Annotated in this window: 25 protein-coding genes; 7 read left to right on the top strand and 18 right to left on the bottom strand. The window is 29.0% G+C overall.

Going from position 1 to position 26,722, the window contains the following annotated elements:
- Positions 1-562 precede the first annotated feature (562 nt).
- The 6 genes from gatA to EPJ72_RS09615 all read right to left on the bottom strand — a co-directional run bounded on the left by gatA (position 563) and on the right by EPJ72_RS09615 (position 5,915).
- Positions 563-2,011 carry an Asp-tRNA(Asn)/Glu-tRNA(Gln) amidotransferase subunit GatA gene (gene gatA, locus EPJ72_RS09640; RefSeq protein ID WP_147731953.1) on the bottom strand — a complete coding sequence of 483 codons (1,449 nt, stop codon included), beginning with the start codon at positions 2,009-2,011 and terminating at the stop codon, positions 563-565.
- A gap of 146 nt (positions 2,012-2,157) precedes the next feature.
- Positions 2,158-2,886, bottom strand: a complete 729-nt coding sequence (locus EPJ72_RS09635) for an amino acid ABC transporter ATP-binding protein (protein ID WP_147731952.1) — start codon at positions 2,884-2,886, stop codon at positions 2,158-2,160.
- Positions 2,879-3,592 carry an amino acid ABC transporter permease gene (locus tag EPJ72_RS09630; protein ID WP_147731951.1) on the bottom strand — a complete coding sequence of 238 codons (714 nt, stop codon included), beginning with the start codon at positions 3,590-3,592 and terminating at the stop codon, positions 2,879-2,881. Before EPJ72_RS09630 ends, EPJ72_RS09635 begins: the two co-directional genes overlap by 8 nt.
- A gap of 52 nt (positions 3,593-3,644) precedes the next feature.
- On the bottom strand, positions 3,645-4,376 hold the full coding sequence (locus tag EPJ72_RS09625; protein WP_147731950.1) for a basic amino acid ABC transporter substrate-binding protein: 732 nt from the start codon (positions 4,374-4,376) through the stop codon (positions 3,645-3,647).
- A 35-nt stretch (positions 4,377-4,411) separates the two neighbouring features.
- Complete coding sequence (locus EPJ72_RS09620) at positions 4,412-5,152, bottom strand: basic amino acid ABC transporter substrate-binding protein (RefSeq protein WP_147731949.1); 741 nt, start codon at positions 5,150-5,152, stop codon at positions 4,412-4,414.
- 223 nt (positions 5,153-5,375) lie between these two features.
- Positions 5,376-5,915, bottom strand: a complete 540-nt coding sequence (locus EPJ72_RS09615; RefSeq protein WP_147731948.1) for a hypothetical protein — start codon at positions 5,913-5,915, stop codon at positions 5,376-5,378.
- 192 nt (positions 5,916-6,107) lie between these two features.
- Here EPJ72_RS09615 and EPJ72_RS09610 point away from each other — a divergent pair, with 192 nt between their 5' ends.
- Both EPJ72_RS09610 and EPJ72_RS09605 read left to right on the top strand, forming a co-directional pair.
- Positions 6,108-6,602, top strand: a complete 495-nt coding sequence (locus EPJ72_RS09610) for a hypothetical protein (RefSeq protein ID WP_147731947.1) — start codon at positions 6,108-6,110, stop codon at positions 6,600-6,602.
- 86 nt (positions 6,603-6,688) lie between these two features.
- Positions 6,689-8,212, top strand: a complete 1,524-nt coding sequence (locus EPJ72_RS09605) for a YifB family Mg chelatase-like AAA ATPase (RefSeq protein WP_147731946.1) — start codon at positions 6,689-6,691, stop codon at positions 8,210-8,212.
- Positions 8,213-8,305: 93 nt separating this feature from the next.
- Here EPJ72_RS09605 and EPJ72_RS09600 read toward each other — a convergent pair whose 3' ends face one another.
- The 12 genes from EPJ72_RS09600 to EPJ72_RS09540 form a co-directional block, all read right to left on the bottom strand.
- Positions 8,306-8,572 (bottom strand): hypothetical protein, encoded by a 267-nt coding sequence (locus EPJ72_RS09600; RefSeq protein WP_147731945.1) that lies wholly within the window; start codon positions 8,570-8,572, stop codon positions 8,306-8,308.
- A 715-nt stretch (positions 8,573-9,287) separates the two neighbouring features.
- Positions 9,288-9,782 carry a bacteriohemerythrin gene (locus EPJ72_RS09590; RefSeq protein WP_242004982.1) on the bottom strand — a complete coding sequence of 165 codons (495 nt, stop codon included), beginning with the start codon at positions 9,780-9,782 and terminating at the stop codon, positions 9,288-9,290.
- 25 nt (positions 9,783-9,807) lie between these two features.
- Complete coding sequence (hslU, locus tag EPJ72_RS09585; RefSeq protein WP_147731944.1) at positions 9,808-11,169, bottom strand: ATP-dependent protease ATPase subunit HslU; 1,362 nt, start codon at positions 11,167-11,169, stop codon at positions 9,808-9,810.
- A gap of 3 nt (positions 11,170-11,172) precedes the next feature.
- On the bottom strand, positions 11,173-11,703 hold the full coding sequence (gene hslV / locus EPJ72_RS09580) for an ATP-dependent protease subunit HslV (RefSeq protein WP_013244233.1): 531 nt from the start codon (positions 11,701-11,703) through the stop codon (positions 11,173-11,175).
- Between the two features lie 994 nt (positions 11,704-12,697).
- Positions 12,698-13,207, bottom strand: a complete 510-nt coding sequence (rimM, locus tag EPJ72_RS09575; protein ID WP_147731943.1) for a ribosome maturation factor RimM — start codon at positions 13,205-13,207, stop codon at positions 12,698-12,700.
- Positions 13,204-13,446, bottom strand: coding sequence for a KH domain-containing protein (locus EPJ72_RS09570; RefSeq protein ID WP_008726607.1), 243 nt, complete (start codon positions 13,444-13,446; stop codon positions 13,204-13,206). Before EPJ72_RS09570 ends, rimM begins: the two co-directional genes overlap by 4 nt.
- A gap of 27 nt (positions 13,447-13,473) precedes the next feature.
- A complete protein-coding gene (gene rpsP, locus EPJ72_RS09565) occupies positions 13,474-13,839 on the bottom strand; it encodes a 30S ribosomal protein S16 (protein WP_147731942.1) in 366 nt (121 codons plus the stop codon).
- Between the two features lie 19 nt (positions 13,840-13,858).
- Positions 13,859-15,214 (bottom strand): signal recognition particle protein, encoded by a 1,356-nt coding sequence (locus EPJ72_RS09560; RefSeq protein ID WP_147731941.1) that lies wholly within the window; start codon positions 15,212-15,214, stop codon positions 13,859-13,861.
- A 588-nt stretch (positions 15,215-15,802) separates the two neighbouring features.
- A complete protein-coding gene (locus tag EPJ72_RS09555) occupies positions 15,803-16,942 on the bottom strand; it encodes an HD-GYP domain-containing protein (protein WP_147731940.1) in 1,140 nt (379 codons plus the stop codon).
- A gap of 64 nt (positions 16,943-17,006) precedes the next feature.
- Positions 17,007-17,681, bottom strand: a complete 675-nt coding sequence (locus tag EPJ72_RS09550) for an SAM-dependent methyltransferase (RefSeq protein WP_147731939.1) — start codon at positions 17,679-17,681, stop codon at positions 17,007-17,009.
- A gap of 4 nt (positions 17,682-17,685) precedes the next feature.
- Positions 17,686-18,729, bottom strand: a complete 1,044-nt coding sequence (locus EPJ72_RS09545) for an N-acetylmuramoyl-L-alanine amidase (RefSeq protein ID WP_147731938.1) — start codon at positions 18,727-18,729, stop codon at positions 17,686-17,688.
- A complete protein-coding gene (locus tag EPJ72_RS09540) occupies positions 18,722-20,026 on the bottom strand; it encodes a CHAT domain-containing protein (protein WP_147731937.1) in 1,305 nt (434 codons plus the stop codon). Before EPJ72_RS09540 ends, EPJ72_RS09545 begins: the two co-directional genes overlap by 8 nt.
- Before the next feature lie 574 nt (positions 20,027-20,600).
- Here EPJ72_RS09540 and EPJ72_RS09535 point away from each other — a divergent pair.
- From EPJ72_RS09535 to ispD, 5 genes are all read left to right on the top strand, one after another.
- Entirely contained in the window at positions 20,601-21,404 is an 804-nt protein-coding gene (locus EPJ72_RS09535; RefSeq protein WP_147731936.1) for a M55 family metallopeptidase, read from the top strand.
- 139 nt (positions 21,405-21,543) lie between these two features.
- Positions 21,544-22,644, top strand: a complete 1,101-nt coding sequence (locus EPJ72_RS09530) for an aspartate-semialdehyde dehydrogenase (protein WP_147731935.1) — start codon at positions 21,544-21,546, stop codon at positions 22,642-22,644.
- Between the two features lie 458 nt (positions 22,645-23,102).
- Positions 23,103-24,056, top strand: coding sequence for a M28 family peptidase (locus tag EPJ72_RS09525; RefSeq protein ID WP_147731934.1), 954 nt, complete (start codon positions 23,103-23,105; stop codon positions 24,054-24,056).
- A 113-nt stretch (positions 24,057-24,169) separates the two neighbouring features.
- A complete protein-coding gene (locus tag EPJ72_RS09520; protein ID WP_147731933.1) occupies positions 24,170-26,011 on the top strand; it encodes an MATE family efflux transporter in 1,842 nt (613 codons plus the stop codon).
- Positions 25,998-26,711: a 2-C-methyl-D-erythritol 4-phosphate cytidylyltransferase gene (gene ispD / locus EPJ72_RS09515; protein WP_147731932.1), complete on the top strand. Its 714-nt coding sequence runs from the start codon at positions 25,998-26,000 to the stop codon at positions 26,709-26,711. Before EPJ72_RS09520 ends, ispD begins: the two co-directional genes overlap by 14 nt.
- Positions 26,712-26,722: the final 11 nt, after the last annotated feature.

Genomic DNA, 26,722 nt, shown 5'->3' with positions numbered 1-26,722 from the left:
TTTAATCTAAAAAATGTAGTCCTTTTGCTTTTTTTGGTCACGCCTCCGGCACTCCTTTCAGTCGCAAAAAAAGTAAGGGTACTGGAACTAGCCCCCGAAGAAATAGAACAAATTACAAACTTAAAAATTTTTAGTATATAGTTAAACAACCATATTTTATTATATAAGCTTTTATTTTATTCAACTTTTTCCCATAGCAAAAAGTTGCAAAAAGTGCAAGTGTTTTAGCTTTGTATGTTTGGAATATATATAAAATAAAAAACAATATATATTTTAGATTAAAATTGCAGTTCTTTTGGTTCTTTTATACCAATAAAAAACACGAAGCTACTTTACAGGTACGCTTCTCAGGATATCTAGTCCCCGAGAGTAATAAAATATAAAAACTTTGATAGGCTTAAAAATTTAATAAAAACTTTATATGGTTTTAAAATTTCTTAATATACAATAATAAATAATTTAAATTACAATTTCAAAAATATTAATCAAAATTAAATATTATTTTAATAATATATATTCTATACTATTAAAATAATATTAATTTAGTCTATATAAAAAATTATTATTTATAATTTACTTCATGAGCATAAGCCATTTTGAACATAGAAGCTTCATCAAACTGCTTAGCTATAAACTGTATACCTATAGGCATATTGTTTTTGTCATAACCGCAAGGCACGCTCATAGCAGGAAGACCTACTAAGTTAATGTTTGAAGCATAACTGTCTGCCAAGAAACCTAAAGCACTGTCTGTTTGATCTCTTGTACCCAAAAGACCAGCAGTTATAGGTGAAGTAGGAGATATAATAATATCAACATTTTTGAATGCATTGTCAAAGTCCATTTGCATTAATTTTCTCACCTTTAGAGCATGCTGATAATGACTGTAGAAGAATTTTTTACCAGTCATTAAAGTACCAAATAATATTCTAGCCCTAGTTTCAAAAGCAAGTCCAGCACTTCTTGAAGCATAATAATATTCATCTAAATTAAAATCGCCTTTAGGGTGATATCCATATCTTATACCGTCATACCTGCCCATATTAGAAGCAACCTCAACCGCCATAACAGCAGTATAAACCCTAGAACCATATTTAGCATTAGGCAAAGATATATCCACTATCTCAGCACCCTGAGATTTAAGATTATCTATAGCCTTCATTACATTCTCTCTTACTTCATTATTTAATAAATCAGTTTCATAATATTCTTTAGCAAGCCCAATTCTCATACCCTTAACATTTCCGTCTAATAAAGAATTATAATCAGGCACAGGTATGTTTAAAGTAGTAGATTCTTTAGGGTCAAAACCAGCAATAATTTTAGTCATTAAAGCAGCATCTTTAACATCTTTAGCAAGAGGTCCTACTTGGTCTAAACTACTCGCCATAGCAATACAACCTAATCTAGGAACTCTTCCATAAGTAGGCTTAACACCAACTATACCGCAGAAAGAAGCAGGCTGTCTAATAGAACCGCCAGTATCACTTCCCAAAGCACCAAAAGCAAAATTAGCAGCAACAGCCGCAGCAGAACCGCCTGAAGAACCTCCAGGAACATGTTTTCTATTAACAGGGTTTCTAGTTATTCCATAATTAGAAGTTTCTGTAGTGCCGCCCATTGCAAACTCGTCCATATTAGTTCTTCCAATTATAATAGCACCATTGTCTATTAATCTTTGAACTGTAGGGGCAGTGTATGGAGCTTTATAGCCTTCAAGCATCTTTGAAGAAGCTGTCATTAAATGGTCTTTATAACATAAATTATCTTTAATAGCTAAAGGAACTCCAAGAAGAGGCAAATCTTCACCTTTGTTAATTCTCTCTTGTGCTTTTTTAGCTTGCTCTATTGCTTCATCTTTAAAAATTTCTAAATAAGCATATATTTTATCTTCTCTTTTATCATCTTCTTCTATTTTCTTTATAATAGATTCTGTTAAACTAACAGCATCTATTTCTTTATTTTTTAATTTCTCTCTAATTTCAATTATGCTCAATTCATTTAAATCCATTGTAGGGAACCTCTTAAATAAATTTTAGATTATATTATATCATATATATTTTTTTTTGCAAAAAAGATAAACTAAAATATTTTATGATTATACTGCTCTCGAAAAGTTTATAAATTATAGTAATTAAATTTTATATTTACAAAAAACTATTTATTTAAAACTTTATATAAAAACTCTTTAGTTCTATTATGTTTAGGATTATTAAAGAACTCTTCAGGTGTCTCATCTTCAAGTATAATACCATCATTCATAAATAGTATTCTGCTTGCAACATTTTTAGCAAACCCCATTTCATGAGTAACTATAAGCATAGTCATACCATCTTTAGCTAAATCTATCATAACGTCCAAAACTTCTTTAATCATCTCAGGGTCTAATGCAGAAGTAGGCTCATCAAATAGCATAACATCAGGCTCCATAGCTAAAGCCCTAGCAATGGCAATTCTCTGTTTCTGCCCTCCTGAAAGTTTATTAGGATAGGTGTCTTTTTTCTCAACAAGCCCAACTTTTTGCAATAGCTCAAGTGCCTTAGTTTCAGCCTCTTCTTTGCTTAAGCCCTTTAATTTCATAGGTGCTAAGATAATATTTTCCATTACTGTTTTATGAGGAAACAAATTAAAATGCTGAAATACCATTCCAACCTTTTCTCTTATTTTATTTATATCAGTTTTTTTGTCTAATATATTTTCACCGTCTATAAATATCTTTCCGTAGGTAGGCTCTTCAAGTCTGTTGATACATCTTAAGAAAGTAGATTTACCGCTTCCAGAAGGACCAATAATCGCAATAATCTCACCCTTCTCAACATTAACATCTATGCCCTTTAATACTTCTAATTGATTAAATTTTTTATGTAAATTTTCTATTTTAATCACTTTCTCTAAGCCCCTTCTCTACCTTTCTCATAAACATAGCAAAGATAGAAGTTAATATCAAATATATTATACCCACAGCAATAAGAGGCTCAACCCCCCTATAAGTTTGACTAGTAATAATGTTAGCAGAACGAAGCAAATCAACTCCCCCTATAAAACCAACAATAGAAGTTTCTTTAATAAGAGTAATAAACTCGCTCACCAAAGCAGGAAGTATATTTTTAACAGCCTGCGGTATAATAATCTCTTTCATAGAAAGAACATAATTAAGCCCTAAAGCCCTAGAAGCCTCCATCTGCCCCTTATCAAGCCCCTCGATACCAGCCCTTATAATCTCAGCAACATAAGCAGCAGAGTTAATCCCAAAAGCTATAGCAGAGATAATAAGTATAGGCGTATTTCTTAAAGCTCCCACAAATACTACATTCGCCCAAATCATAAGCTGAACAACCGCAGGTGTACCCCTTATTAAATTTACATATCCAAATGCTAACTTTGATATAGGATTAAATGTCTCAAAACCCTTAATATTTTTTAAAGGATAAATATGAGATAATTGCATAAGGGCAATTAATATACCAAGAACTATACCTATAAGTGTAGCAAATAAAGTAGTTCCTATAGAAAATAAAAGCCCCTTAACCATATACATATATCTATGGTTGGCTATAAATACTTCTTTAAGCAACTCTAAATATTCTGTCATCTGCTTTCCTTCAAATTAATTACAAATTATCTCTGTATTTTAAACTTAAATATTAAAAATATTTTTTTACAAGCTCATCATATTTGCCGTTTTCTTTCAAAGTATCTAAAGCTTTGTTTACATCTTCCAAAAGCTTAGTATCTTCTTTTCTAAAACCAATACAAAGCTCTTGTATAGATAAATCTGTTTTAATAGCTTTAAGACCTTCATTGTTCTTTATATAACCAACGGCTATAGGATAATCCATTATAGCAGCATCTATTTTGCCATTCTGTAATGCCACTATAGTATCTGCTGTTCTATTAAATCTCTCTATTTTATCAACTTTTTTACTCTCTGTTAAAGCAACATCTCCCACATATCCTAAAACAACACCAACTGTATAAGTATTGTTTAAGCTGTCAAAGTTAGTAATAGTGTTATTATCTTCTTTTACTATAATAGCCTGCTGAGATTCAAAATAAGGATTAGAAAAATTAATAACTTTCTTTCTTGACTCTGTAGCAGTAATACCAGCTATAAGTATGTCTATAGTTTTAGCCTCTAAAGCAGGTATAAGTCCGTCAAAAGTCATATCTTTTATTTCTATTTTCTTTCCTATTATTTTTGATATCTCATTTATAAGCTCAACATCAAATCCAACAACATTTCCATTCTCATCTAAATACTCAAAAGGAGGATATTCAGCATTAGTGCCTACATACAAAACATCGCTCTCTTCTTTACCGCAAGACAGCACAGCAAGTAAAGAAACTAATAAAACAACTCTTAATATATTTTTCATTAAAATAATCTCCCACTAATAACTATATTATAATATTATAATCCAGCGTTAAAATATTTTTCTATAAGCATGTCATAAGTGCCATTTTCTTTTATAGTATTTAAAGCATCATTAACTTTTTTAAGCAATTCTGTATCTTCTTTTCTCATAGCAATAGCATACTCTTCATTTACTGAATCTGTAATAATTAATTTTAAATCATCATTTTGATTAAAATATTGTTTAGCAGGTTCATAATCTAAAACTACAGCATCTACTTTTTTACTTTTTAAAGCTATTACTGCCTCTGATGTAGCACCATATTTTTGAGCATTTACATTAGACATTTCACTTACAATTAAATCCCCTGTATAACCTAATACAACACCAACATTTTTACCTTCTAAATTATCAAAGCCAATAATATCATTATTGTCTTTATGAACTAATATAGATTGCTGACTGTTATAATAAGGTTCTGAAAAATTAACAAACTTCTTTCTCTCTTCAGTTGCAGTCATACCAGCAATGATTATGTCTATTTTTTTAGATTGTAAAGCTGGAAGAAGTCCGTCAAAAGCCATGTCTACAAACTCAATATCTTGTTTTATAATTTTTGCTACTTCATTAATTAAGTCTACATCAAATCCAACAATTTGGTCGCCTTCTCTATATTCAAAAGGTACAAATTCAGCATTAGTTCCAACATAAAGTTTATTTTCCTTTTTAGAGCAGCTCATAAAAGCCATTAAAGATATTAAAAGTAATGATGTAATAATTATTATTTTTTTAAACATTTTTTATCTCCTAAATTTTTTTTATATGTATAAAGATGTATAATATTAACATATTTTTTTTATTAATAAAATGCGTTTTTTTATTGATATATAATAGATGACTAGGCTTAACGCCTGATTAATACTTGAAAGAATGTATATGTTTTAAGAGTAATAAAACTATAACTCATAAATAGCTCCAATATTACTGTATAGTATAATACTACAAGAAAAAAAAGTCAAGTTATTTTAAAATACTAGTTTTATATTTATCAAATAAAGTATTAGAAAAATCTGTATATTCTATTGCTTCTTTTATGCCTTTTAAATCTATATTATATGCATTTTTTGATTCTCTATATGGCTTTATTGTCATAGTAGTATGATTAATTAAATCTTTAAAAAAGTTAATTATTTCATCTTCCTGTACTATTCCAAATGACGGAGAAATAGTATAAAGTATATCAAAATTATTTTTTTCTGAGCGTACTATTGGTTCTATTTCTGTTTTTTGTTTATTGTCAAAATAATATGATATTACAGCATCATCATTATTAATTTTATCATTATACCAAGTAATTGTGATGTTTAATTGTTCTTGTCTTGAAGCTATATATACTTCTAGCTTTTTATCAAGATTTAAAGACATTGTAACAGTTTTTTTATCTGTGCCGTCATATACAATAGTTTTTACCTTCCAATTATTATATTGCTTTGATGTAGCGATAGGGTATAGGTTTAGAGCAAATAAAAATAATATAATTAATGTAATATTTTTTGTCATAATTTTTTATCCCAAAAATTAAAGTATACTATAATATACGAAATAAATTAAAAATAGTTTAACATATTATTTATATTATTATAGCTAATAAATTTGCAACACTATTTATATATTTTTTTTATATTATATGAGATATTTACATATAGAATATTATTTTAGTAAAAGAGAATATATAAAAGGATAATATAAAAAATGATAAAAAAACTATTATTAATTATAATGATGGCAATAGTATTATTATTAAGCTGCCGCAATAAAAAAACAACAGGAGTAGAATACAGCTCTGCATCATCATCTAATGAAACAAATACTAACGAAACTAACACAGAAGTAAATAACAATAAAGAAGATATTATAAAACATGAAGGCACTTGGAATGGAAAACTAAAATCTGATAACACTCTTGAATATTTAACTTGGAAATTTGTAATAAAAAATGATGCCTCTATAGATGTATATATATCAGGCTATAGCTACCCAGAACCTAGCTTATCTTTTGATAAAATTAATAATCCGAAAGAAAACACTTTAGAGTTCACTATAATTGATGATTATACTTCTTATAAAACAATATCTACTTTCAATGCTGATAATTCTACTGCAGATGTTATTGTTGAAGTTAGTTTTACAGATGAAGAAAATCCAACTCCTGTATATTATAGAGGCACTATGACAAAAATAAATTAATAAAAAAATAATATAAAATCAAGGCTTAAAATTATAAAAAGTTTGTTTAACTATATGCATAAAAAAATTAATAGGAGTAATACTTTATGCATACCAAAATATATTCAGAAGCTCTTTATGGTATAGAAGGCATACCAATAACTATAGAAGTAAATATATCCGAAGGCTTACCAAAGTTTGATGTTGTTGGATTGCCAGACCAAGCAGTTAATGAGGCAAAAGAGAGAGTAATTGCTGCAATAAATAATAGCGACAGATTTTTCCCACCAAAGAGAATAACTATAAATTTAGCTCCAGCAGATATAAAAAAATCAGGAAGCATGTATGATTTGCCTTTTGCCTTGGGTATACTTTCATCTAGTGCACAGTTATTTTTTTCTGACTTTATGAATAACACTATAATACTAGGCGAATTGGCATTAGACGGAAGCGTAAGAGAGGTGAAGGGAATATTCTCTATGCTTTTGAATGCTAAAGAATTGGGAATAAAAAACGCCATTATACCTTTTAACAATATGGAAGAAGCAAATATTATTGAAGGACTTAATTTATACCCTGTAAAAACACTAAAAGAAGCAATGGATGTTTCTGAAGGCAAAAAAGAAGCTATAATATCTAAAGGCAATTTTAATTTTGCTGCAGATAATAATGAGACAGTAGATTTTTCTGAAGTAAAGGGTCAGGAATATGCAAAACGTGCTGCGATGATAGCTGCTGCTGGCGGGCATAACTTTATAATGATAGGCTCACCCGGCTGCGGTAAAACTTTAATAGCAAAAAGAATACCTACAATACTTCCTCCACTCACTTTTGAAGAGGCTATTGAAGTAACAAAAATATATTCATCATACGGACTGCTGTCAAAAAATATGCCGATAGTAAAAAAACGCCCTTTTAGAATACCTCATCATACTTCTTCTTATGTGAGTTTAGTAGGAGGAGGAAGAAATATAAAAGCAGGTGAAATTACTTTGGCTCATAATGGAGTTTTATTTCTTGATGAGTTTGTGGAGTTTCAAAGCTCAGCACTTCAAACTTTAAGAGAGCCAATGGAAGAGAAAACTATCACTATAAGCAGAGCAAATGGAAGCATTTCTTTTCCTGCTAATTTTACTTTGGTTGCTGCTATGAATCCTTGTCCTTGCGGTTATTACGGAGATGAAAAACATATTTGCAGATGCTCTGAAAATGCAAGAAAAAAATATATTGCTAAACTTTCAGGACCTATACTTGACAGAATAGATATATCAATAGAGGTACGAGGAGTAGATTATGATAAAATGATTTCAAAAGTAGATGGAGAGAGTTCTTCTTCTATGCGTAAAATAGTTACTGATGCAAGAAAAATACAGGAAAAACGATTTAGAGAAAATGGAGTTAAAATATTTTCAAACTCATCTATGGGTATAAGAGATATTGAAAAGTTTTGCATATTAGACAGCAAAGCTAAAAATATGCTGAATATGGCAATGCAAAAGTTTTCAATGAGTGCAAGAAGCTATAACAAAATACTTAAAGTTTCAAGAACTATAGCTGACATAGAAAATAAAGAGATAATAGAAATATCGCATATAACAGAAGCTTTGCAGTATAGATTTAATCTTAATTAATGTTATTATTTTTCTTTTTAACGAAGAATTTCAAATTTTTTATATGCAGTTAATAATAAAATAACCGCATATAAGATACAGTAAAAATATATATTATACTGCTTTTCTGAAATACCCTCGTGATTCTCCGCTTGCAGTACTAATAATCACCTCACATTCACTAGAACTTTTGAAATAAAAACGTACTATACCCGAAAACAGCTCATAGGAAGTAACTTCATTACTCATAGTATATCTCCAGTTTTCTATTGGAATGGTTTTAGATTGAGACCCATCATTTAAAGTCATATAGCCTTCGTATGTTATAGTAAAACTATCAGCTTTTCCATCTGTACTATACCATGTGCCAACTAAATCCATAGGTCTGAAAGTAATAGGATCTTGTTTTGTAGGATCTTGTTTCGATTCACAGCTTATTGAAATTAAAGCTAACAAAAAAATGCTGACAACAATTTTAATAATTTTTTTATTCAAATTATTTAACATAGAAATCTCCTTAATGATGATATTAATAATGTTTTTATGATGCTATTATGAATGATTAACTGACAATGTTTATTGCCGCCAAAAATTGATAAAAACAAATGCAATGAGAATATTGCCGATATTTTATTTAAATATGATAATGTATTAATAGAAACAGAATTTAGTTTATATGCGATGCGATGCGATGCGATGCGATGCGATGCGATGCGATGCGATGCGATGCGATGCGATGCGATGCGATGCGATGCGATGCGTGATGTTAAATATATAGTTCATATAGTTCATCATTAGTATATGATAGCAAATAAATAATTTTTGTCAAGTAATTATAAAAAATATATTTTTTGCTATTTTTGTGTAAATTAACATTATATTAAAAAATTAAGGAATACTCAAATATAATATTTATAATTATTAAATAAATTTATTTAATTTCATTTTTATTATATGTTTATAATGAAGTCATAAAATATGTGAATTGAAGAAAATTAGTCTGAAGTCTTAATATAAATTTATATTTTATAGCTAACTTTACTTTGATTGCTGCTATGAACCCTTGTCATTATAGATTTGATTTAAATTAATAATTCTATATATTGTTTTTTTTCAAGTAAGCTATTACTTCTTCCACAAAAATTTTATCTCTAAAAGCAATATGTTCTAACAGCCAATCTTTTAAATATTTCAAAAACTTATTAGCAACAAAAGGCTGACCCTCTTCGTATTTTCTAATTTGATTAACTAATTCCATACAAAAGTTTTTATGCATAGCCTTATGATTTTCAGCATCAGAATAATTGATTAAATCCATAATCTTCTCTTCAGTTTTGAAGTGATATTGTGTATAATCAATACATTTCTTAACAGCTTTAATGAACCCGCCATTAGAATCATTAGCATTGTTAATAGCACTTAAATAAAGCTCATTAATAATATTAACAAGTTCTTTATGCTGGCTATCTATAATTTTATGCTTCGTCTCGTATATAGGTCGCCATTTAATAAATAAATTACTTTCATTTAAAGCAACCCCTGTATCTTCAATGTTAAGTTGGCTTAAATCAGCTTTTTCTATATCATTCATAAAATCCTCCTATTTGTTAAAATAATTATAATATATATCTGCTAATATCTCTATTTTCTTCTATATCTTTTACAGCCTCCTTAACATTATCGGAAGTTATTTTTATAAATTCTCCGCTATGTTCATCAGCACTGAAAGAAATTTCTTCAAATACCTTCTCCATAATAGTATAAAGTCTTCTAGCCCCAATATTTTCAACATTAGTATTAATATTATAAGCCAAATCAGCTATCTTTTCTAAAGCCTCATCTTCAAACTCTATAGTAACACCCTCCGTTTTAAGTAATTCCTGATACTGTTTAGTAATAGCATTCTTAGGATTAACAAGTATATCTTTAAAATCTTCTTTAGATAAAGCCTTTAATTCAACTCTAATAGGAAACCTTCCCTGTAATTCCGGTATTAAATCAGAAGGCTTATTAACATGAAAAGCACCAGCCGCTATAAAAAGTATGTGATCAGTTTTTATAGGCCCGTATTTAGTATTAACAGTTGTGCCTTCAACTATAGGAAGTAAATCCCTCTGTACACCATGACGAGCCACATCAGCACTGTCTGTTTTATTTCCGCTAGCAATTTTGTCTATCTCATCTAAAAATATTATACCCATATTCTCAGCTAAAGATAAAGCATCAGAAGTAACTTTTTCCATATCTATTAAAGTTTCAGAAGCCTCATTTATAAGATATTTCTTAGCCTCTTTTACTCTTAATTTTTTATTTTTCTTGCTTTGAGGCATAATGCTTCCAACCATAGATTGAATCATATCATTCTCTTCAAATCCCATTCCCGGTATTATACCAAACATTCTGCCCTGATTAGATGATATCTTTATCTCCACATAACTCTCATCAAAATCTCCGTTTGCTATGCGTTTTTTTATTTGCTCTTTGGCATTATTCTTTTTCTCAGCCTCTTCAGCAGATATTATTTCATTATCTTCTTTTTTTACAGATGGAAGTAAAAGTTTAGCAAGTTTATCCAAAGCAATATCAGTGGCCTCTTTTTCAACCTCTTTCATCATAGAAGTTTTAAGCTCAAATATAGCCGCATTCACCAAATCCCTCACCATACTCTCAACATCTCTGCCCACATATCCAACTTCAGTATATTTAGTAGCTTCTACTTTTATGAAAGGAGCATTAACTAATTTAGCAAGCCTCCTCGCAATCTCAGTCTTACCAACTCCAGTAGGTCCTATTAATATAATATTTTTAGGAGCAACTTCATCTTTTAACTCCTCAGGTAAATGACGTCTTCTATATCTATTTCTCAAAGCTATAGCTACAGAACGTTTAGCCTCTGTCTGACCTATTATATATTGATCCAAAGCTTCAACAATTCTTCTAGGTGTAAGCTCACTTTCTAATTTCGCATCAAATGACATAATTTATTCTATTACCTCCAAAGAAATATTACTATTGGTATATATACATATCTGTGAAGCAATCTCCAAAGACTTTCTAGCTATCTCTTTAGCAGAAAGATTAGTATTTTCACTCAAAGCCATAGCAGCAGCTTTAGCATATTGTCCGCCGCTTCCAATAGCAAGTATATTATTTTCACTCTCTATCACATCGCCATTACCAGATAGAAGAAGCATTTTTTCTTTGCTGGCCACTATAATAAGCGCCTGTAAATTCCTAAGCATTTTATCAGTTCTCCACTCACGAGCAAGCTCCACAGCAGCACGTGTTAAATCCCCAGAAAACTCCTGCAGCTTCTTTTCAAATTTTTCAAATAATGTAAAAGCATCAGCGGTAGAGCCAGCAAAACCTGATATTACCTTACCCCCGTATAGTTTTCTTAATTTAACTGCATTAGGCTTCATCACAGTCTCACCCAAAGTAACCTGTCCGTCTCCAGCTATAGCAGTAACACCGTCTCTGCATACTGCACATATTGTAGTGCCTTTAAACATATAGCATCCTTTTTTTAAATTCTATATATGTTATTTTAATATATATTCTTTTCTAATGCAAATTTTTTTAATAACCTAACAATGATTAATTTTATATTATAAATATACTGAAAGTAATAGTTTTGTCAATTTATGTATTTTATAAATGTGTGTAATTTTTTTAGTATACAATAAATAATTATATTTTTTATATAAATTTTTATTCAACTTTTTCCTGCGTACGAGCTGTACCACCTTGCCGCACGGTAATGCTATGCTTTAATTATAACTTCTTAGTCGTGCGGGGGAGTGTATTTTAATGTACAATTAAATTATAAAATTTATAATAAAATGCAGTTCTTCGCGAAGCGTATCCGAAGGATATAAGGTTCTTTTATACCAATACCGAGTAGGTGCCTATTGGCAAAAGAACTGGGGGTATGGGGGCTAGCCACCGAAAAAAATAAAAACATAAAAAATAAATTTTGACAAACTTAAAAATTTCAAAATATATTAAAATAATTATTTTTTATTCAACTTTTTCCTGCGTACGAGCTGTACCACCTTGCCGCACGGTAATGCTATGCTTTAATTATAACTTATTATACGTGCGGGGGAATACCTTTTAATATACAATTAAATTATAAAATTTATAATAAAAATGCAGTTCTTCGCAAAGCGTATCCGAAGGATATAAGGTTCTTTTATACCAATATCGAAGGCACTTCCTACGGTCGCTGTGCGGACTTCGTCAAAGAACCAAAAGTGCAAATATTTTTACTCTATATGTTGGAATATATATTAAATATAAAATAATAGATGTAACTTTGTATAAAAATGCAGTTCTTTGCGAAGCGTATCCGAAGGATATAAGGTTCTTTTATACCAATACCGAGTAGGTGCCTATCGGCAAAAGAACTGTGGTGCTACCCTACGGACACGCTTCGCAGGGGGCAAAGCCACCACAAACAAAAAAATTAAAAAATATCTTTGTATAAAAATTAAAATAAAAAATTCACTCTTCATCAACTATAGGTTTCTCTATAATCTCTAAAACCCTATTAACTTTATCAACTTTTCCGAAATATGCACCAACGAATGGTATAGAAATCTCTTGTTTACTATTCTCCAAAGAAATAACAAAAACATAATTGGAAGGCAAAGAATATAAATCTGCTACCTTTCCATAGAGTTTCCCATCAGAATCTATTACATTATAGCCTATAATTTCAGCCTCATAAAAACTATTATCGTCTAAAGAAGGAAGATTCTCATAGTCAATATAAATGTCTTTTCCTATTAAGGCTTTAGCATCATTGATACTGTCTATTTTTTCTAATTTGAAAACAAAAGATTTGTTTTTTTTCTTGATATTTATTATTTTATATTCTTGATTGTCAATATATATATTGGTATTATTATTTAAAAAAGGAAGAGAGGCAAAATAACTTTTATCTATAAAAGTACATTCCACCTCTCCATTTAAGCCATGCACACTAGTGATAGTTGAATAAAAAATTTTCAATTGTCAATAATCTCAAGCATAACACGTTTACCGCTTTTCATAGAAGCAGCAAAAAGAATAGTTCGTAAAGCATGAGCAATACGGCCTCTTTTACCTATTATCTTACCTATGTCGCTTTGATTAACCTTTAGTTCGAGAATAGTACTTTTCTCACCCTCGATTACTTTTACACTAACCCCCTCAGGCTCATCAACTAGCTTTTTAGCTAGGTACTCAATAAGCTCTTTTTCTTCCGTCATAGCACACTCCTTTTATTATAATATATATTAAGCCTCATTGTTACTTTCTTCTGTTGTTACCTCTGGCTTAGCTTGTGTACGATTCTTACGTCTCTTCTCAGGATTTTTCAATGCTCTTTTTTGTTTTCTAGCAAGCGGAGCTCCTTTATCTTTCTCCATTAATCCTTCTTTTATGAGAATGCTTTTAACTGCATAAGTAGGCTGTGCACCATTAGAGAGCCATTTTTTGATGTTCTCTAAATCTAATTTGTATAAAACATCTTTAGCCTTAGGATTAAACCAGCCCAACTCCTCTATAAAACGGCCATCGCGTGGAAAACGAGAATCTGTTGCCACTACACGATAATGAGGTTCATGTTTGCGGCCTATACGTTTTAATCTTAATTTTACCACCTTTCTTTCCTCCAAATTATTACATTAATTTATTTAAATCTTCTATAGACATGCCTATGCCCTCTAGGGATTTTGCCAATTTATTCATTTTTTTAGTGCTGCCCATCATATTCTTCATCATTGTAAATTGTTTTATTAACTGATTTACATCATAAATACTTTGACCGCTTCCATTAGCTATACGCATCTTTCTTGAATTGTTCAAAGGAAACAAAGCAAGACGTTCTTTTTTAGTCATTGATTGTATAATAGCTTTATATTTTACAAACTTCTGTTCTTCTCTACTTATTAATTCATTATCCACATTAGCCATTCCCGGTATCATAGAAGTCATTTTAGATATACCGCCCATTTTGGCTGTAGCATCTATCTGTTTCAAAAAGTCATTATAATCAAAATTATTTTCTATAACCTTTTGAAGCATTTCCTGAGCTTCTTTTTCACTGATGGCAGCACGAACCTTTTCTACAAGTTTTACTATATCACCCATTCCAAGTATTTGACCTGCAACTCTTTTGGCATCAAACACATCTATATCTTCTAAATGTTCACCAGTACCTATAAACTTAACTGAAGAGCCTGTTGCATAACGAAGCGATAAAGCAGCTCCTCCTCTAACACCAGAGTCAAATTTTGTAAGTATTACACCATTTATGCCAATATTGCTTTGAAAACTCTTAGCAACATCAAACACACTTTGACCTGCTGTAGAATCTACAACGAGTAATTTTTCTGTAACATCAACAGAATTAACAACTCTTCTAAGTTCAAGCATCATCTCTTCATCTATCTCTAAACGTCCAGCAGTATCTACAATAATCATATTATACTGCTCTTTTTTAGCGATAGACATAGCTCTTTTTAATATTTTATAAGGCTTTTTCTCTTTTGTATCTATATGACAAGGAACACCAACCTCTTTAGCTAATACTGCTAATTGCTCCATAGCTGCAGGTCTGTGTACGTCAAGACCAACGAGAAAGACTCTTCTTTTATCTTTATAGTATTTTGCTAATTTAGCAGAAGTTGTTGTTTTACCAGAACCTTGCAAACCGAATAGAAGTGTAACTGTTGTTTTTTCTACTGGTTCTAATTTAAGACCGCTTTCACCTTCGCCTATCATAGAAACTAATGTATCATGTACATCGGCTACGAATTGATTAGCGGGATCTACATTTTCTAACTTTTCTTTACCTATAGCTCTTTTTTTTGCTTCTTCTAAGAATTTATCGGCTGCTTCTAAAGATACGTCTGCTGATAATAAGGCTTCTTTAATTCCTATGAGGGTGTCTTCTATATCTTTTTCAGATAGTACTCTTTTATCGCGTAATTTGGAGAACACGTTAGATATAGATTTGGTTAAATTATCAAACATTTAAAAACACCAATAAATCAATAAATTATACATAGCTATTCTAAAATAAAAACATCAAAAAGTCAATAACTTTTGGATAAATTTATATAAGCTGTTACAGGTTGGAATATTTTTTTTATTTTTTATGAAAATTATCTAACATATTAAACAATTTTTTTATATATTAAAATTAATGAAAATTAATTAAAATTATATAGCTATAAAAAATTCAACAAAAAAAGTCGATACTGATTATAAATATATATTAAATAATGATATATGTTTGTAGCTATATTACATAAAAAATGCAGTTCTTTTGCTTCTTTTATACCAATAAAAGAAGTGGGGTGCGGGGCAAAGCCCTGCAAATATCTTAATTTAAACAAATAATTTTTATATTGATGTATGTTTTATTCAACTTTTTCCCGCAGCAAAAAGTTGCAAAAAGTGCAAGTTAAGAAAGTAATACTAACTATATTTTACATACTAAACATTAAAACAATATAAATATTTATTTTATTCAATTTTATAACTATAAAAACTGCTGGCACTTTATATTTATATAAAATATAATATCATCAATTTTATTTTAGTATGTATCCCTTACGCTTACACATAATATAGCACTTCTCTTATAAACACATTATTTGATTTTGAAAGGTCTAAAATATCAAGATAATTAGCATCAGTTCCGTCTTCGTTTTTTTCAATAGAGAGTATAGGTCTTAAAGGTAAATTAGTATTTTGCTGTATTACTCTTGCGGTTTGACCATTAGATAATTTTACTTTTGTATTGTTAGGATAAAAACCTATAGCCTTTTGGAAATGCTTTACTATATCCATATCAAAATCTTTTTTTGAAAGCGATATAATAATTTTCATTGCCTTGTCTGCAGTGCATATTAAACCATCATTTCCATTAACAATAAGATTATTAAACTTATTTGATATAGAAATTATTTTACTATAAAGCCCTATATCTCTATTTCCTTTACCAAAAGGATAACCGCTTCCGTCATATTTTTCATGATGTTCTAATATTATATCTGCAATATTATCTTCCAAATTATCTCTCTTAGCAAGTTTATATCCATGTGTTGTATGTCTTTTTAACATATTAATTTCATCTGCAGTTAAGTTTTTTTTGTTTAGTAAATATTCTGGAACTAGCATCTTTCCTATATCATGAAGCAAAGCACCAAGCATAATATTAGCTATATCAGCTTTTGTTAAATTCATTTCTATTGCAGTAATTGCAGATAATGCAGCGACATCCACGGCATGCTTATATATAGATTCATCTTTTCTTTTTAATATAGCTAAATATGAATGAGCTTCTCTGTTTTCTAATATAGAATTAAGCATAATATCAACATCTTTTTTTAATTCTATAAAATCAACACTGCCGTTATTTTTTGCTATATTATAAGCATTTTTTGTTTTTTCTATTGTGAGATTATTTATATCTGATGCTTTTTCACTGTCAATTTTTAGTATATCTCTTCCATTTTCTTCTATTATCACTTTTTTGTTTAATTGATTTTTTATACTATTTTCAAACTTATTTTCATATTTATTTTCTATTAACTCTACAACAGATACTGTAGTGATATAGTTTTTTTTTAATAACTCTATAGTGCTTTTTGTTACAATAGAGCCCATATCTATTATAATATTATCATTGCTGTCATATACATTTGCAGCTATTTTCATTCCCTCTTTAAGCTCTATTATTGGTATAGTAAACATATTCTCTCCGTTTTAGCTATATATATTTCGGAATAAATTATTATTTAATACAATTATCATTATATTATTTTATTACTAATACAAACTCTCTTTTTTTGTTTTCACCATATTTAGAACAAAGAACACTAATTTCATCTATTATAATCTCTTCAGTAGGCATAGTTAAATCCATACATAAAGCAACAATTTTATTTTTTGAATATATTTTTTTAACAGCATTAAGCACTTTTGAAAGCCTATAAGGAGTATCCAAAACTATAACAGGAACATTTAATTTTTTTAATTCTATCAATTTTCTCTCTCTTTCTCTGTCATCTCTTGGTAAAAGACCAGCATAATAAAACTCTCTAAAATTAAAAGGCAAACACATAATAGCCGCCGTAACGCTGCTTACACCTGGCATGGGTTTTACTTTTATATTATAAGAATAGCAATATTCAAGAAGCTCTCTTCCCGGGTCTTCTAAAGCCGGTGTTCCGCAATCACTAATGAGAGAAACAGTCTTACAATTTAATATTTTTATCATTATATCATCAATGTCTTTACCTTTTTTTGTATGCTCGCTAAACTCTATTAATTTTGATTTATCTATATTAAGGTTAAGATTTTTAAAAAGCGTAGTAGCCTCTCTAAAACTTTCAACTAATATAATATCACTTTCTGTTAATATTTCTTTAAGCCTCTCTGTATTATCTTTATAATTACCAATATCTCTGGAAGCTATATAAACTACAGGCATCAAATTATTTTCTCCTCATTATAATATTTTTATTAGTATGCATATAATCCCAATTATTATTTATTATATTATTACTTATAAATATATTTGTAAAGAATGTATTTGTAAGGAAGTTATTAGCCTTAGAGCGTTCATAAGCTTCATTAAGTTTTTTAACTTTTAGGTTCAAAGCTCTTGCTATACTGTATGTTTCTTTGTCTATGTTGCCGTCTATATCATTAGTTCTAAACCTGCATTGAAAAGCATACAGCACCTTTCTTGATTCATAATCCCACACATTATTAGTCGGCATACTTGTATAACCATATTTTATAAACTCATTTTTTATATCCATTACAGTAGCCCTTCTATAATCATTACTCATCATAAAGTTACTATAATCTTCTTCATCATACCATATACCCAAATCATATTCATCATATAATCTTTTCCAAGGGAATTTTGGTCCTGGGTCTTTTTTTCTGTATGGTGCTATATCTGAATGCCCTAATATATTATATGGTCTTATTCCATATTTATCTACCAAGTCCCTAAGAAGATATACCACTTTTTCTATTTGTGATTCTTCATACTCCAAATATTCATCGTATGGAGTAAAGTATAAATTTTCAAGTTGTCTTTTATTCATTCTTGCAAGCTGCTGCGGGGTGTTTGTTACTTTTTGTATATATCCCAAATTTACAATTTCTATTCCAACAGAACTATCATTAATGCTGTATCTGTTTTGGTACATTGTAATTCCAGCATGCCAAGCTCTGTTTGTATCATCTACTAATTTGTATATAGACTCATTTGCTCTTGTTGTTATTAAATAGTGAGAGGATACTCCGGGGTCTGTTAATACTTTTAAAGATGTATTATCATCTAATGCAGTGTAGTGAAGTATTATATAATTAATTCTTAGATTGTATGAATCAGATTTATAAAGTGTTGATATTCTAGGCGACTTTTTTCTTTTGTTTATAGTAGGTGCTGTGATTTCTTCGGTATTGTTTGAGCAGGAAACAAATATACTTACAATCAGCAACATAAAAATATTTTTAAACATAACAAGCTACTCCATTAAATCTATAACGCATAAAACCATTATAATTGTCTTTTATCTCTATATGTGCAAAATGAAATGCTTGAGCTGTGTTTATTCTCGAATGCTTATGAAGTAAGTTTGAATAAAAACTCATAACAAAATCATTGTATATATTATCGGATAAACTGCCAATTCCAGAAACTACAGTGTTTACACCGCATGATAAAAATGATTTTACTATATTGCTGTCATTCATATTGCATGCATTAATAAAAATTAGTTTAGGAGGATTTTCTAATGCAGAAATATTATTCAATATATAATCTTTACTTAAAGATAAACCATTTGAATGACCATGCGTGATAATATGCACTATGTCATAATTTTCTAAAACTTTTATAAACTCAAAATAGTTATGCTCTTTTTTATATATATCAATATTTAAATTGTTATAGGAGGATAATGTTTTTAACAAATCTATTTCTTTTTCATCGTTTATGTCATCATAGGGTATTGATACTACAGCAATTTTTTTATTATTTGTAATTTTTTTATGCATTACATTAACATCACTAATATAAGAAAATATTATTTTTTCTGATAGAAATTTATTATTGTATGATAATATATCCCAAGGTATTGAAGAGGTCGTTTCATCAAGATTTAAATAAACTATTCTAAATCCTTCAAACAAATGTTCTCTAAAATCTTTTTCCGGTATAAGCATATTCATTAAATAGTTTCCAATTTCTAAATACTTGCTTATATTATCATTTTCACTATTTGCTCTTTTTAATAATCTTAAATATTCTTTATATATGCTGTTGTATGCATCAAAATCAAAAGGTTTTTTATATTCTGCAATATATAATGATGGATAAGTTTCTATTGCTTTATAATGAAATACATATTCTTTTTTATTTTGTTTTTCTTTATGTTTCTCTATAGAGCAGCTTAGAAATGTTTGCGATAGATTTTCATTTAATAAAACTAATCTCTCTTTTAACTTTGAAAAAATATTTTCATCTATATTATAAATTGAAAACTCATTATATTTCTCTTCGAGGTTATAATATATTCCTCTTCTTTTTTTGTAGGTGTCTGTTATATTTAAATATAAAAAACTATCTTTTTCTGTTTTGGTATTTAAATCTATTTCATATGTGCCGTATAATTTATTTTTTTCATTGTCGTATAAGAAGATATTTATTTTTTCTTTTTTATTAATTTTTTTCAATTGAGATTTTTTTATTTTTATGCAGTCAAAATTTGAAGAGTCAAAGAAGTTTTTATTTTGTGTTACAATATAATTACTCATAAACTATTTTTATATAAATTATTATTTAATATTAATTCCTATAAAGCATTTGTATTATACATTAAAGATAGATAAAATTAAAGCTATGTAATTTTAATTTTGTAGAAAAATTACATTTTGTTTATTTTTGAATTATTTTCGGGGACTAGCCCCCGCACCCCACTTCTTTTATTGGTATAAAAGAAGTAAAAGAACTGCATTTTTATTATAAATTTTATAATTTAATTGTACATTAAAATGCACTCCCCCGCACGACTAAGAAGTTATAATTAAAGCATAGCATTACCGTGCGGAAAACTCATATGGCGAATACTTCAAAGAAAAAAATAATTGTGAATAAAAAAGCAATACCCCCGCACGTCTAAAGGGCTATGATTTAAACAGAGTATTGTCGTGCGGCAAGCCGCCGACCGTAGGGAGTGCACAGATAGGCGAGTAGTGGTACAGCTCGTACGCGGGAAAAAGTTGAATAAAATAAAAAAGTTATATAACAATAATTACATAAAAACATGTTGAATAAAATAAAAAATGTAATAGTATATTAGGCAAAATTATTTTTATTAAGGAAAAAAAAATGAAAGTATTTATTAGTGCAGATATAGAAGGAGTAACAACTACTACACAATGGCCGGATACAGATATGGGTTCATTAACTTATAAAGAGCATGCATTACAAATGACTAAAGAGGTTAATGCTGCTTGCGAGGGAGCAATACTTGCTGGTGCTAAAGAGATATTTGTTAAAGATGCCCATGACTCTGCTATGAATATAGACCAAACTGCTTTGCCTGATATTGTGAAAGTGCATAGAAAATGGAGCGGAGACCCTTATTCTATGGTTGAGGGTATAGATGAGAGTTTTGATGCTGTAATGTTTATAGGATATCATAGTCCTGCTACAAGCGGAAGTAATCCTTTATCTCATACTATGAGTAATTCTAAAGTATTCAGTATAAAATTAAATGATGTTGTGGCAAGCGAGTTTATGTTTTTTAGTTATGCAGCTGCTTATAGAAATGTGCCTTCAGTATTTTTGTCTGGAGATAAAGGGCTTTGCGATGATGCTAACAATATGGACCCTAATCACCCTAGTTTAATTACTCTTCCTGTAAAAGAGGGTGTTGGTTATTCTACTATTAATTACTCTCCTAATCTTATGATTGAAACTATTAAAGAGAAAACTGAAGAAGCTTTAAAACAAGATTTTAAATGTTTAAAACTTCCAAAAACTTTTAAGCTTGAAGTAACTTATAAAGAACATGGCTATGCTTATAAGATGTCATTCTATCCTAATGCTAAAAAAGTTAATGATAACACAATAGTTTATGAGAGTAATGATTATTATGAGATACTTAGAGCTATGAAGTTTATTTTATAATTTTATTATTTTAGTATTTATAAATAATTTTAAAAAATTACAATAAAAAATAATTGTTTCATTATAATAATATTGCTTTTAAAAAATTATATTATATAATTCTTACTATAAAAAATAATTTAATATATGGGTTAATTTTATGAAAAAAGTAAATGTTTGTTTATTGGGTGCTTCAGGTGCCGTTGGTAAAGAGATGCTTAAGATATTGCAAGAGAGAAAATTTCCTGTTAATGAATTAAGATTATTAGGTAATAAGACAGCAGGTCAGAAGGTTATTTTTAATAATAAAGAATACACAATAGAAAAACCAAGTAAAGATTCTTTTAAAGATATGGATATTACTTTAGTTGCTGTTGGAAGCGATGAAAGTAAAAAGCTAAGCCCTTTGGCTGCAAAAGCTGGAAGCGTTGTTATTGATAACAGCAGTGCTTTTAGAATGGATAAGAATGTTCCTCTAGTTGTTCCAGAGGTTAATCCTGAAGATGTTAAGCTTCATAAAGGTATTATAGCTAATCCTAATTGCAGTACTATTATTGCTTTGGTGGCATTAGCCCCATTACATAAGTTTGCTAAAATTAAAAGAATAATAGCTTCTACATATCAGGCAGTATCTGGTGCCGGCAAAGAGGGTATGGAAGAGCTTCAGCAACAGGTTTATGATTATGCAGAACAAAAAAAGTTAAATATAAAAGCTTTCAAATATCAAATATTATTTAACTTAATTCCGCAAATAGATGCATTCGATAGCAAAACAGGGTACACTAAAGAAGAATTAAAAATGACTAATGAAGGCAGAAAAATATTACATGCTCCAGATTTACAAGTAAGCTGCACTTGTGTTAGAGTACCTGTTTTAAGAAGCCACAGTGAATCTATAACAATAGAAACAGAAAAGAAATTAACAGCTAAAAAAGCTAAAGAATTATTATCAAAAGCTAAAGGTGTAAAAGTGGTAGATAATCCTTCACAATTTAAATATCCTATGCCTTTAGATACAACAGACCAAGATAATATATTTGTTGGAAGAATAAGAGAAGATATTAGTGCTAAAAACTCTTTGACTTTCTGGTGTGCGGGAGACCAAATAAGAAAAGGTGCTGCTACAAATGCTGTACAAATTGCTGAGTTGGTATTGCCTTTATTGGATAAAGATAGCAAAAAAGAAGAAGCTCCAAAAAAGAGAGTTTGCAAGCCAAAAAAAGCAGCTACAAAAAAAGAAGTAAAAAAAACTGATAAATAATAATATTATTTAGTAGAAAACTATAAGGCATTCAATTATTTTGAGTGCCTTTTTTATTTATATTGTTTTAATTTTTCTGCTTATAAATATATATAAAATAATACCATATGTTTGTGACTATATTCTGTAAAAATGCAGTTCTTTTGCTTCTTTTATACCAATAAAAGAAGTGGGGTGCGGGGCAAAGCCCTGCAAATAATAAAAATAAAAAAAGTTAAAAATTTTCAGTATATTCTGAAATAAGTACATTTTGTTATATGATTTTTTATTCAACTTTTTCCCGTAGCAAAAAGTTGCAAAAAGTACAAAATTTTAAACAAGACTTATATTGTGAATCAAGAATACAAAAATAAAAAATACTTTTAACAAAACCTATTTCTTTTTATTGCTATTTCATTGACTTTTAATTTATTTATATTAGACTAAAATATATCAAAAAACTTAAAAGTGATTAATTTATGATTAAAAATATTTTTGCCGTTTTAATTTGTATGCTTTTATTTTCCTGCAATGATGTTAGTGCTTCAAATAATAATTTACCTTCTAGTAATTCTAAATTATATTTTGATTCTAAAAAATCTTATGATTATGTGAAAGCTCAAACAGATTTAGGACCACGCAATTATGGAAGTGAAGCACATAAAAAGGTGAGAGAATATTTTAAAAAAGAAATTTCAAATATGGGCTATGAAGTGTTTAGTCATAAATTTGAAGCTCCATATATAAAAGCAAGAGTGGGCGAGAACATATATGCATTTCTAAATGGCAAAACAGATAAATATATTATAATAGCTAGCCATTATGACAGCAGAAGCGTTGCAGAAAAAGACCCTATACCTGAAAATAGAAATAAACCAATAGACGGTGCTAATGACGGAGCAAGCAGCTCTGGGCTTTTGCTTGAACTTATGAATGCTTTGAGAAATTATGAGCTTAATTACAGTATATGTTTTGTATTGTTTGACCTTGAGGATGACGGAAATTTATTTGATGTTGTAGGCACTTCACCTATTGAAACCGATTGGATACAGGGAAGCATTGCTTTTGTAAATGATAATGTGTTAGATAAAAATAAAATTAAATTCGGCATACTTCTTGATATGGTTGGAAGCAGTGAGGCTTTATTTAAATACGAGAACTTTGCTTATACTTATTATTCTGATATTTATAAAAATGTATGGTCTAACGCTAAATATTTAGGCTATGAAAAGTTTTTTGTAAATGATTTTTATGGCGGCATAATAGATGACCATACTCCTTTTATTTTTAACAATATTCCTTTTATAGATGTTATAGATATGGGCTATAAATATCATCATACTCAAAATGATACAATAGACAAAATAGATGTTAACACTTTGGAAGCTGTTGGAAAAACTATAGAGTTTACAATAGTAAATACTTTTAAATAATAAAAAAATATTATTTATTCTAGATAAAATAATTAAAAATATCTTTAAAAGTTTATTATTATTGTTATAATATTTTTTAGTTAGTTATTATACAGCAATTTAGAAGGGAAAATATGGTCAACTTTTTTAAAAGCCAATCCACAGAGGCAAGAAGGGATTTAATACTTCATGGCTCTATAACAAACACATTAATAATGCTTTCTATTCCTACATTGATGATGACATTAGTGCAGTCAATGATTCCTCTAATGGACGGGCTTTTTCTTAATAATGTTACTAATACTATCATAGCAAGCAGTGTAAACTTTGCAGAGCCTATAATAAATATGATGACAGCATTATCTCAAGGTTTGGGTGTTGCTGCTATGGCTATAGTGGGGCAATATAATGGATTAGGCGACTTAAAAAATGCCAAAAGAATATCTACACAAATAGTAGTTACAGGTGTTTTATTTGGTATTGCTATGGGACCTACACTATATTTGGTAAGCATACTTGTTTCTATAAATTTACATTCAGGCGTTAAGGAGAATGTATATCAATATTTATCATTATACAGCTTTGTTATGCCTATGACTTTTTTGGCTGCTTTATATAATGGTATAAAAAATGCTAATGGTAAGCCTGAAGCTACTTTTATAAGAAGTGTTATATTACTTTTATTAAAAATAGTTTTCAATTTTGTATATGTTTATTTTTTGCATTTAGAGGTAGTAGGAAGCGTATTAGCATCTTTTTCTACTTATGCAATAGTTACAGCTTGGATGTATTATGATTTATTTATAAAAGAAGGTGATGATAGATTATCTTTAAAAGAGTTTAAATTTGATTCAAGCATTTTGAAAGAACTTATGATAATAGGGGTTCCTTCAATGCTTACCACATTTTTAAGTAATTTAGGATTCTTCTTAATAAATAGTGAAGTTGAAAAATATGGTGCTACAGTATTGAACGGTCAGGGTATAGCTAATAATATTACAGCAGTATGTTTTAATTTGCCTGCTGCATTTGGTTCTGCGGTTACTACAATGGTAAGTATGAATATAGGAGCTAAATATGCAGATAAAGCAAAAAAATCATGTTATACAGGAATGTTATTAAGTGCTATTACAGCAATTATTCTCATAGCGATTGTAGTGCCTTTAACGCCTCATATGACTATACTTTTTACAAGAAATGCAGAAGATTTGTATGTTGCTAATGGTGCATTACCTATATTTGCTTTAGGTGTTTTAGGTTTTGGGATTACGATGGTGGCACAGGGGGCTTTGATTGGGCTTGGACGTACGCGGGTGCCTCTCATAATCAGTATACTTAGAATATGGTTCTTGAGGTTTATATTTATAATAGTTACTACTAAATATTTATCATATTGGTCAGTATTTTGGGGCAATTTATTCTCAAACACTATGGCAGGTATTATAGCACTTATTATAATTAGTAGAGTCCCTTGGGTATCTGTTATTAATATGAAAACACAAAATATATTTATGCTTAGGGCTAAGTTATTTGTTGATGGTCTTAGTGCTAGATTTTTCCCTAAAAATATTGGAAAGAGAAAAGATTATACATTGAAATTAAAAAATAAAATTAAAAATATTACAGACCCTGCTAAATTGTCAAAGTTTGAAAAAAGAGAAGAAGAAAGATTAAAAAGAATGGAAGAGCGTGAAGAGAGAATAAGAGATAGAGAAGAAAAGAGGTCAAAAGATGTTGCAGAGTGGAAAAGACAAATAGAGGAGATAAAGCAAAATAGAGAGAAAATGAACGAAGAGAGAAGAAAATATAATGAAGAGAGAAAAAAAGAAAAAGAAGCTAAAAAACAGCAAATATCAGAAAATGTGAGATTAAGAAGAGAGGCAAGACATAAACTTAGAGAAGAGAGAAAAATTGAAAAAGAAAAACAAATTGAAGAGAGAATAAATTTAAGAAATAATAAAAATGAAGAACTATAATACATTAATTTTACTTATAGCAGGACAGTCAAAAAGATTTGGCGGAAAAGTTAAAAAGCAGTTTATCAAAGTTGATAATAAGCCTATATTTATACATACCCTAATTAATATGTTAAAGTTTAAATTTGATAATATTGTTTTAGTTAGTTCAAAAGATGAAATAAATAATATAAAAAAGTATATAGAAAAAGAAAATGCTATAAATAATAGTAATAAAAAAATAATGCATTATATAGAAGGCGGAAGTGAGAGGGTTTATTCTGTTTATAATGCAATTAAATATTTAAATGATAATAATATAAAAACTGATTATGTATTTATTCATGACGGCGTAAGACCATTAGTAACCAAAAAAGAAATATTAAGGCTTTACAATTATGTATTAAAAAATGATGCGGCAATACTCGCTTCTAAAGTAACAGATACTATAAAAAAAGTTGATGATAATAAAAATATTACAGAAACAATAGACAGAACATGTTTATACAGAGCTGCTACTCCTCAAGCATTCAATTTTAGTAAATATTTAATAGCTATAAATAAATATATGGATGCTAAAAACAAAAAGCTAGCAACAGATGATGCTGAAATATATAGTAAATATTCAGGCAGTGTTGGTATTATAGAATGCTCTTCAAATAATATAAAAATAACTAATAGAGAAGATTTATCCATTTTTAAAAAACTAAAAGATATTTAATTTTCTAGATT

The organism is Brachyspira pilosicoli, from assembly GCF_008016535.1.
Lineage (GTDB): Bacteria > Spirochaetota > Brachyspiria > Brachyspirales > Brachyspiraceae > Brachyspira > Brachyspira pilosicoli_A.
Note: the sequence above shows the minus strand (reverse complement) of the source record. Positions and strands in the feature narration are given on the sequence as shown.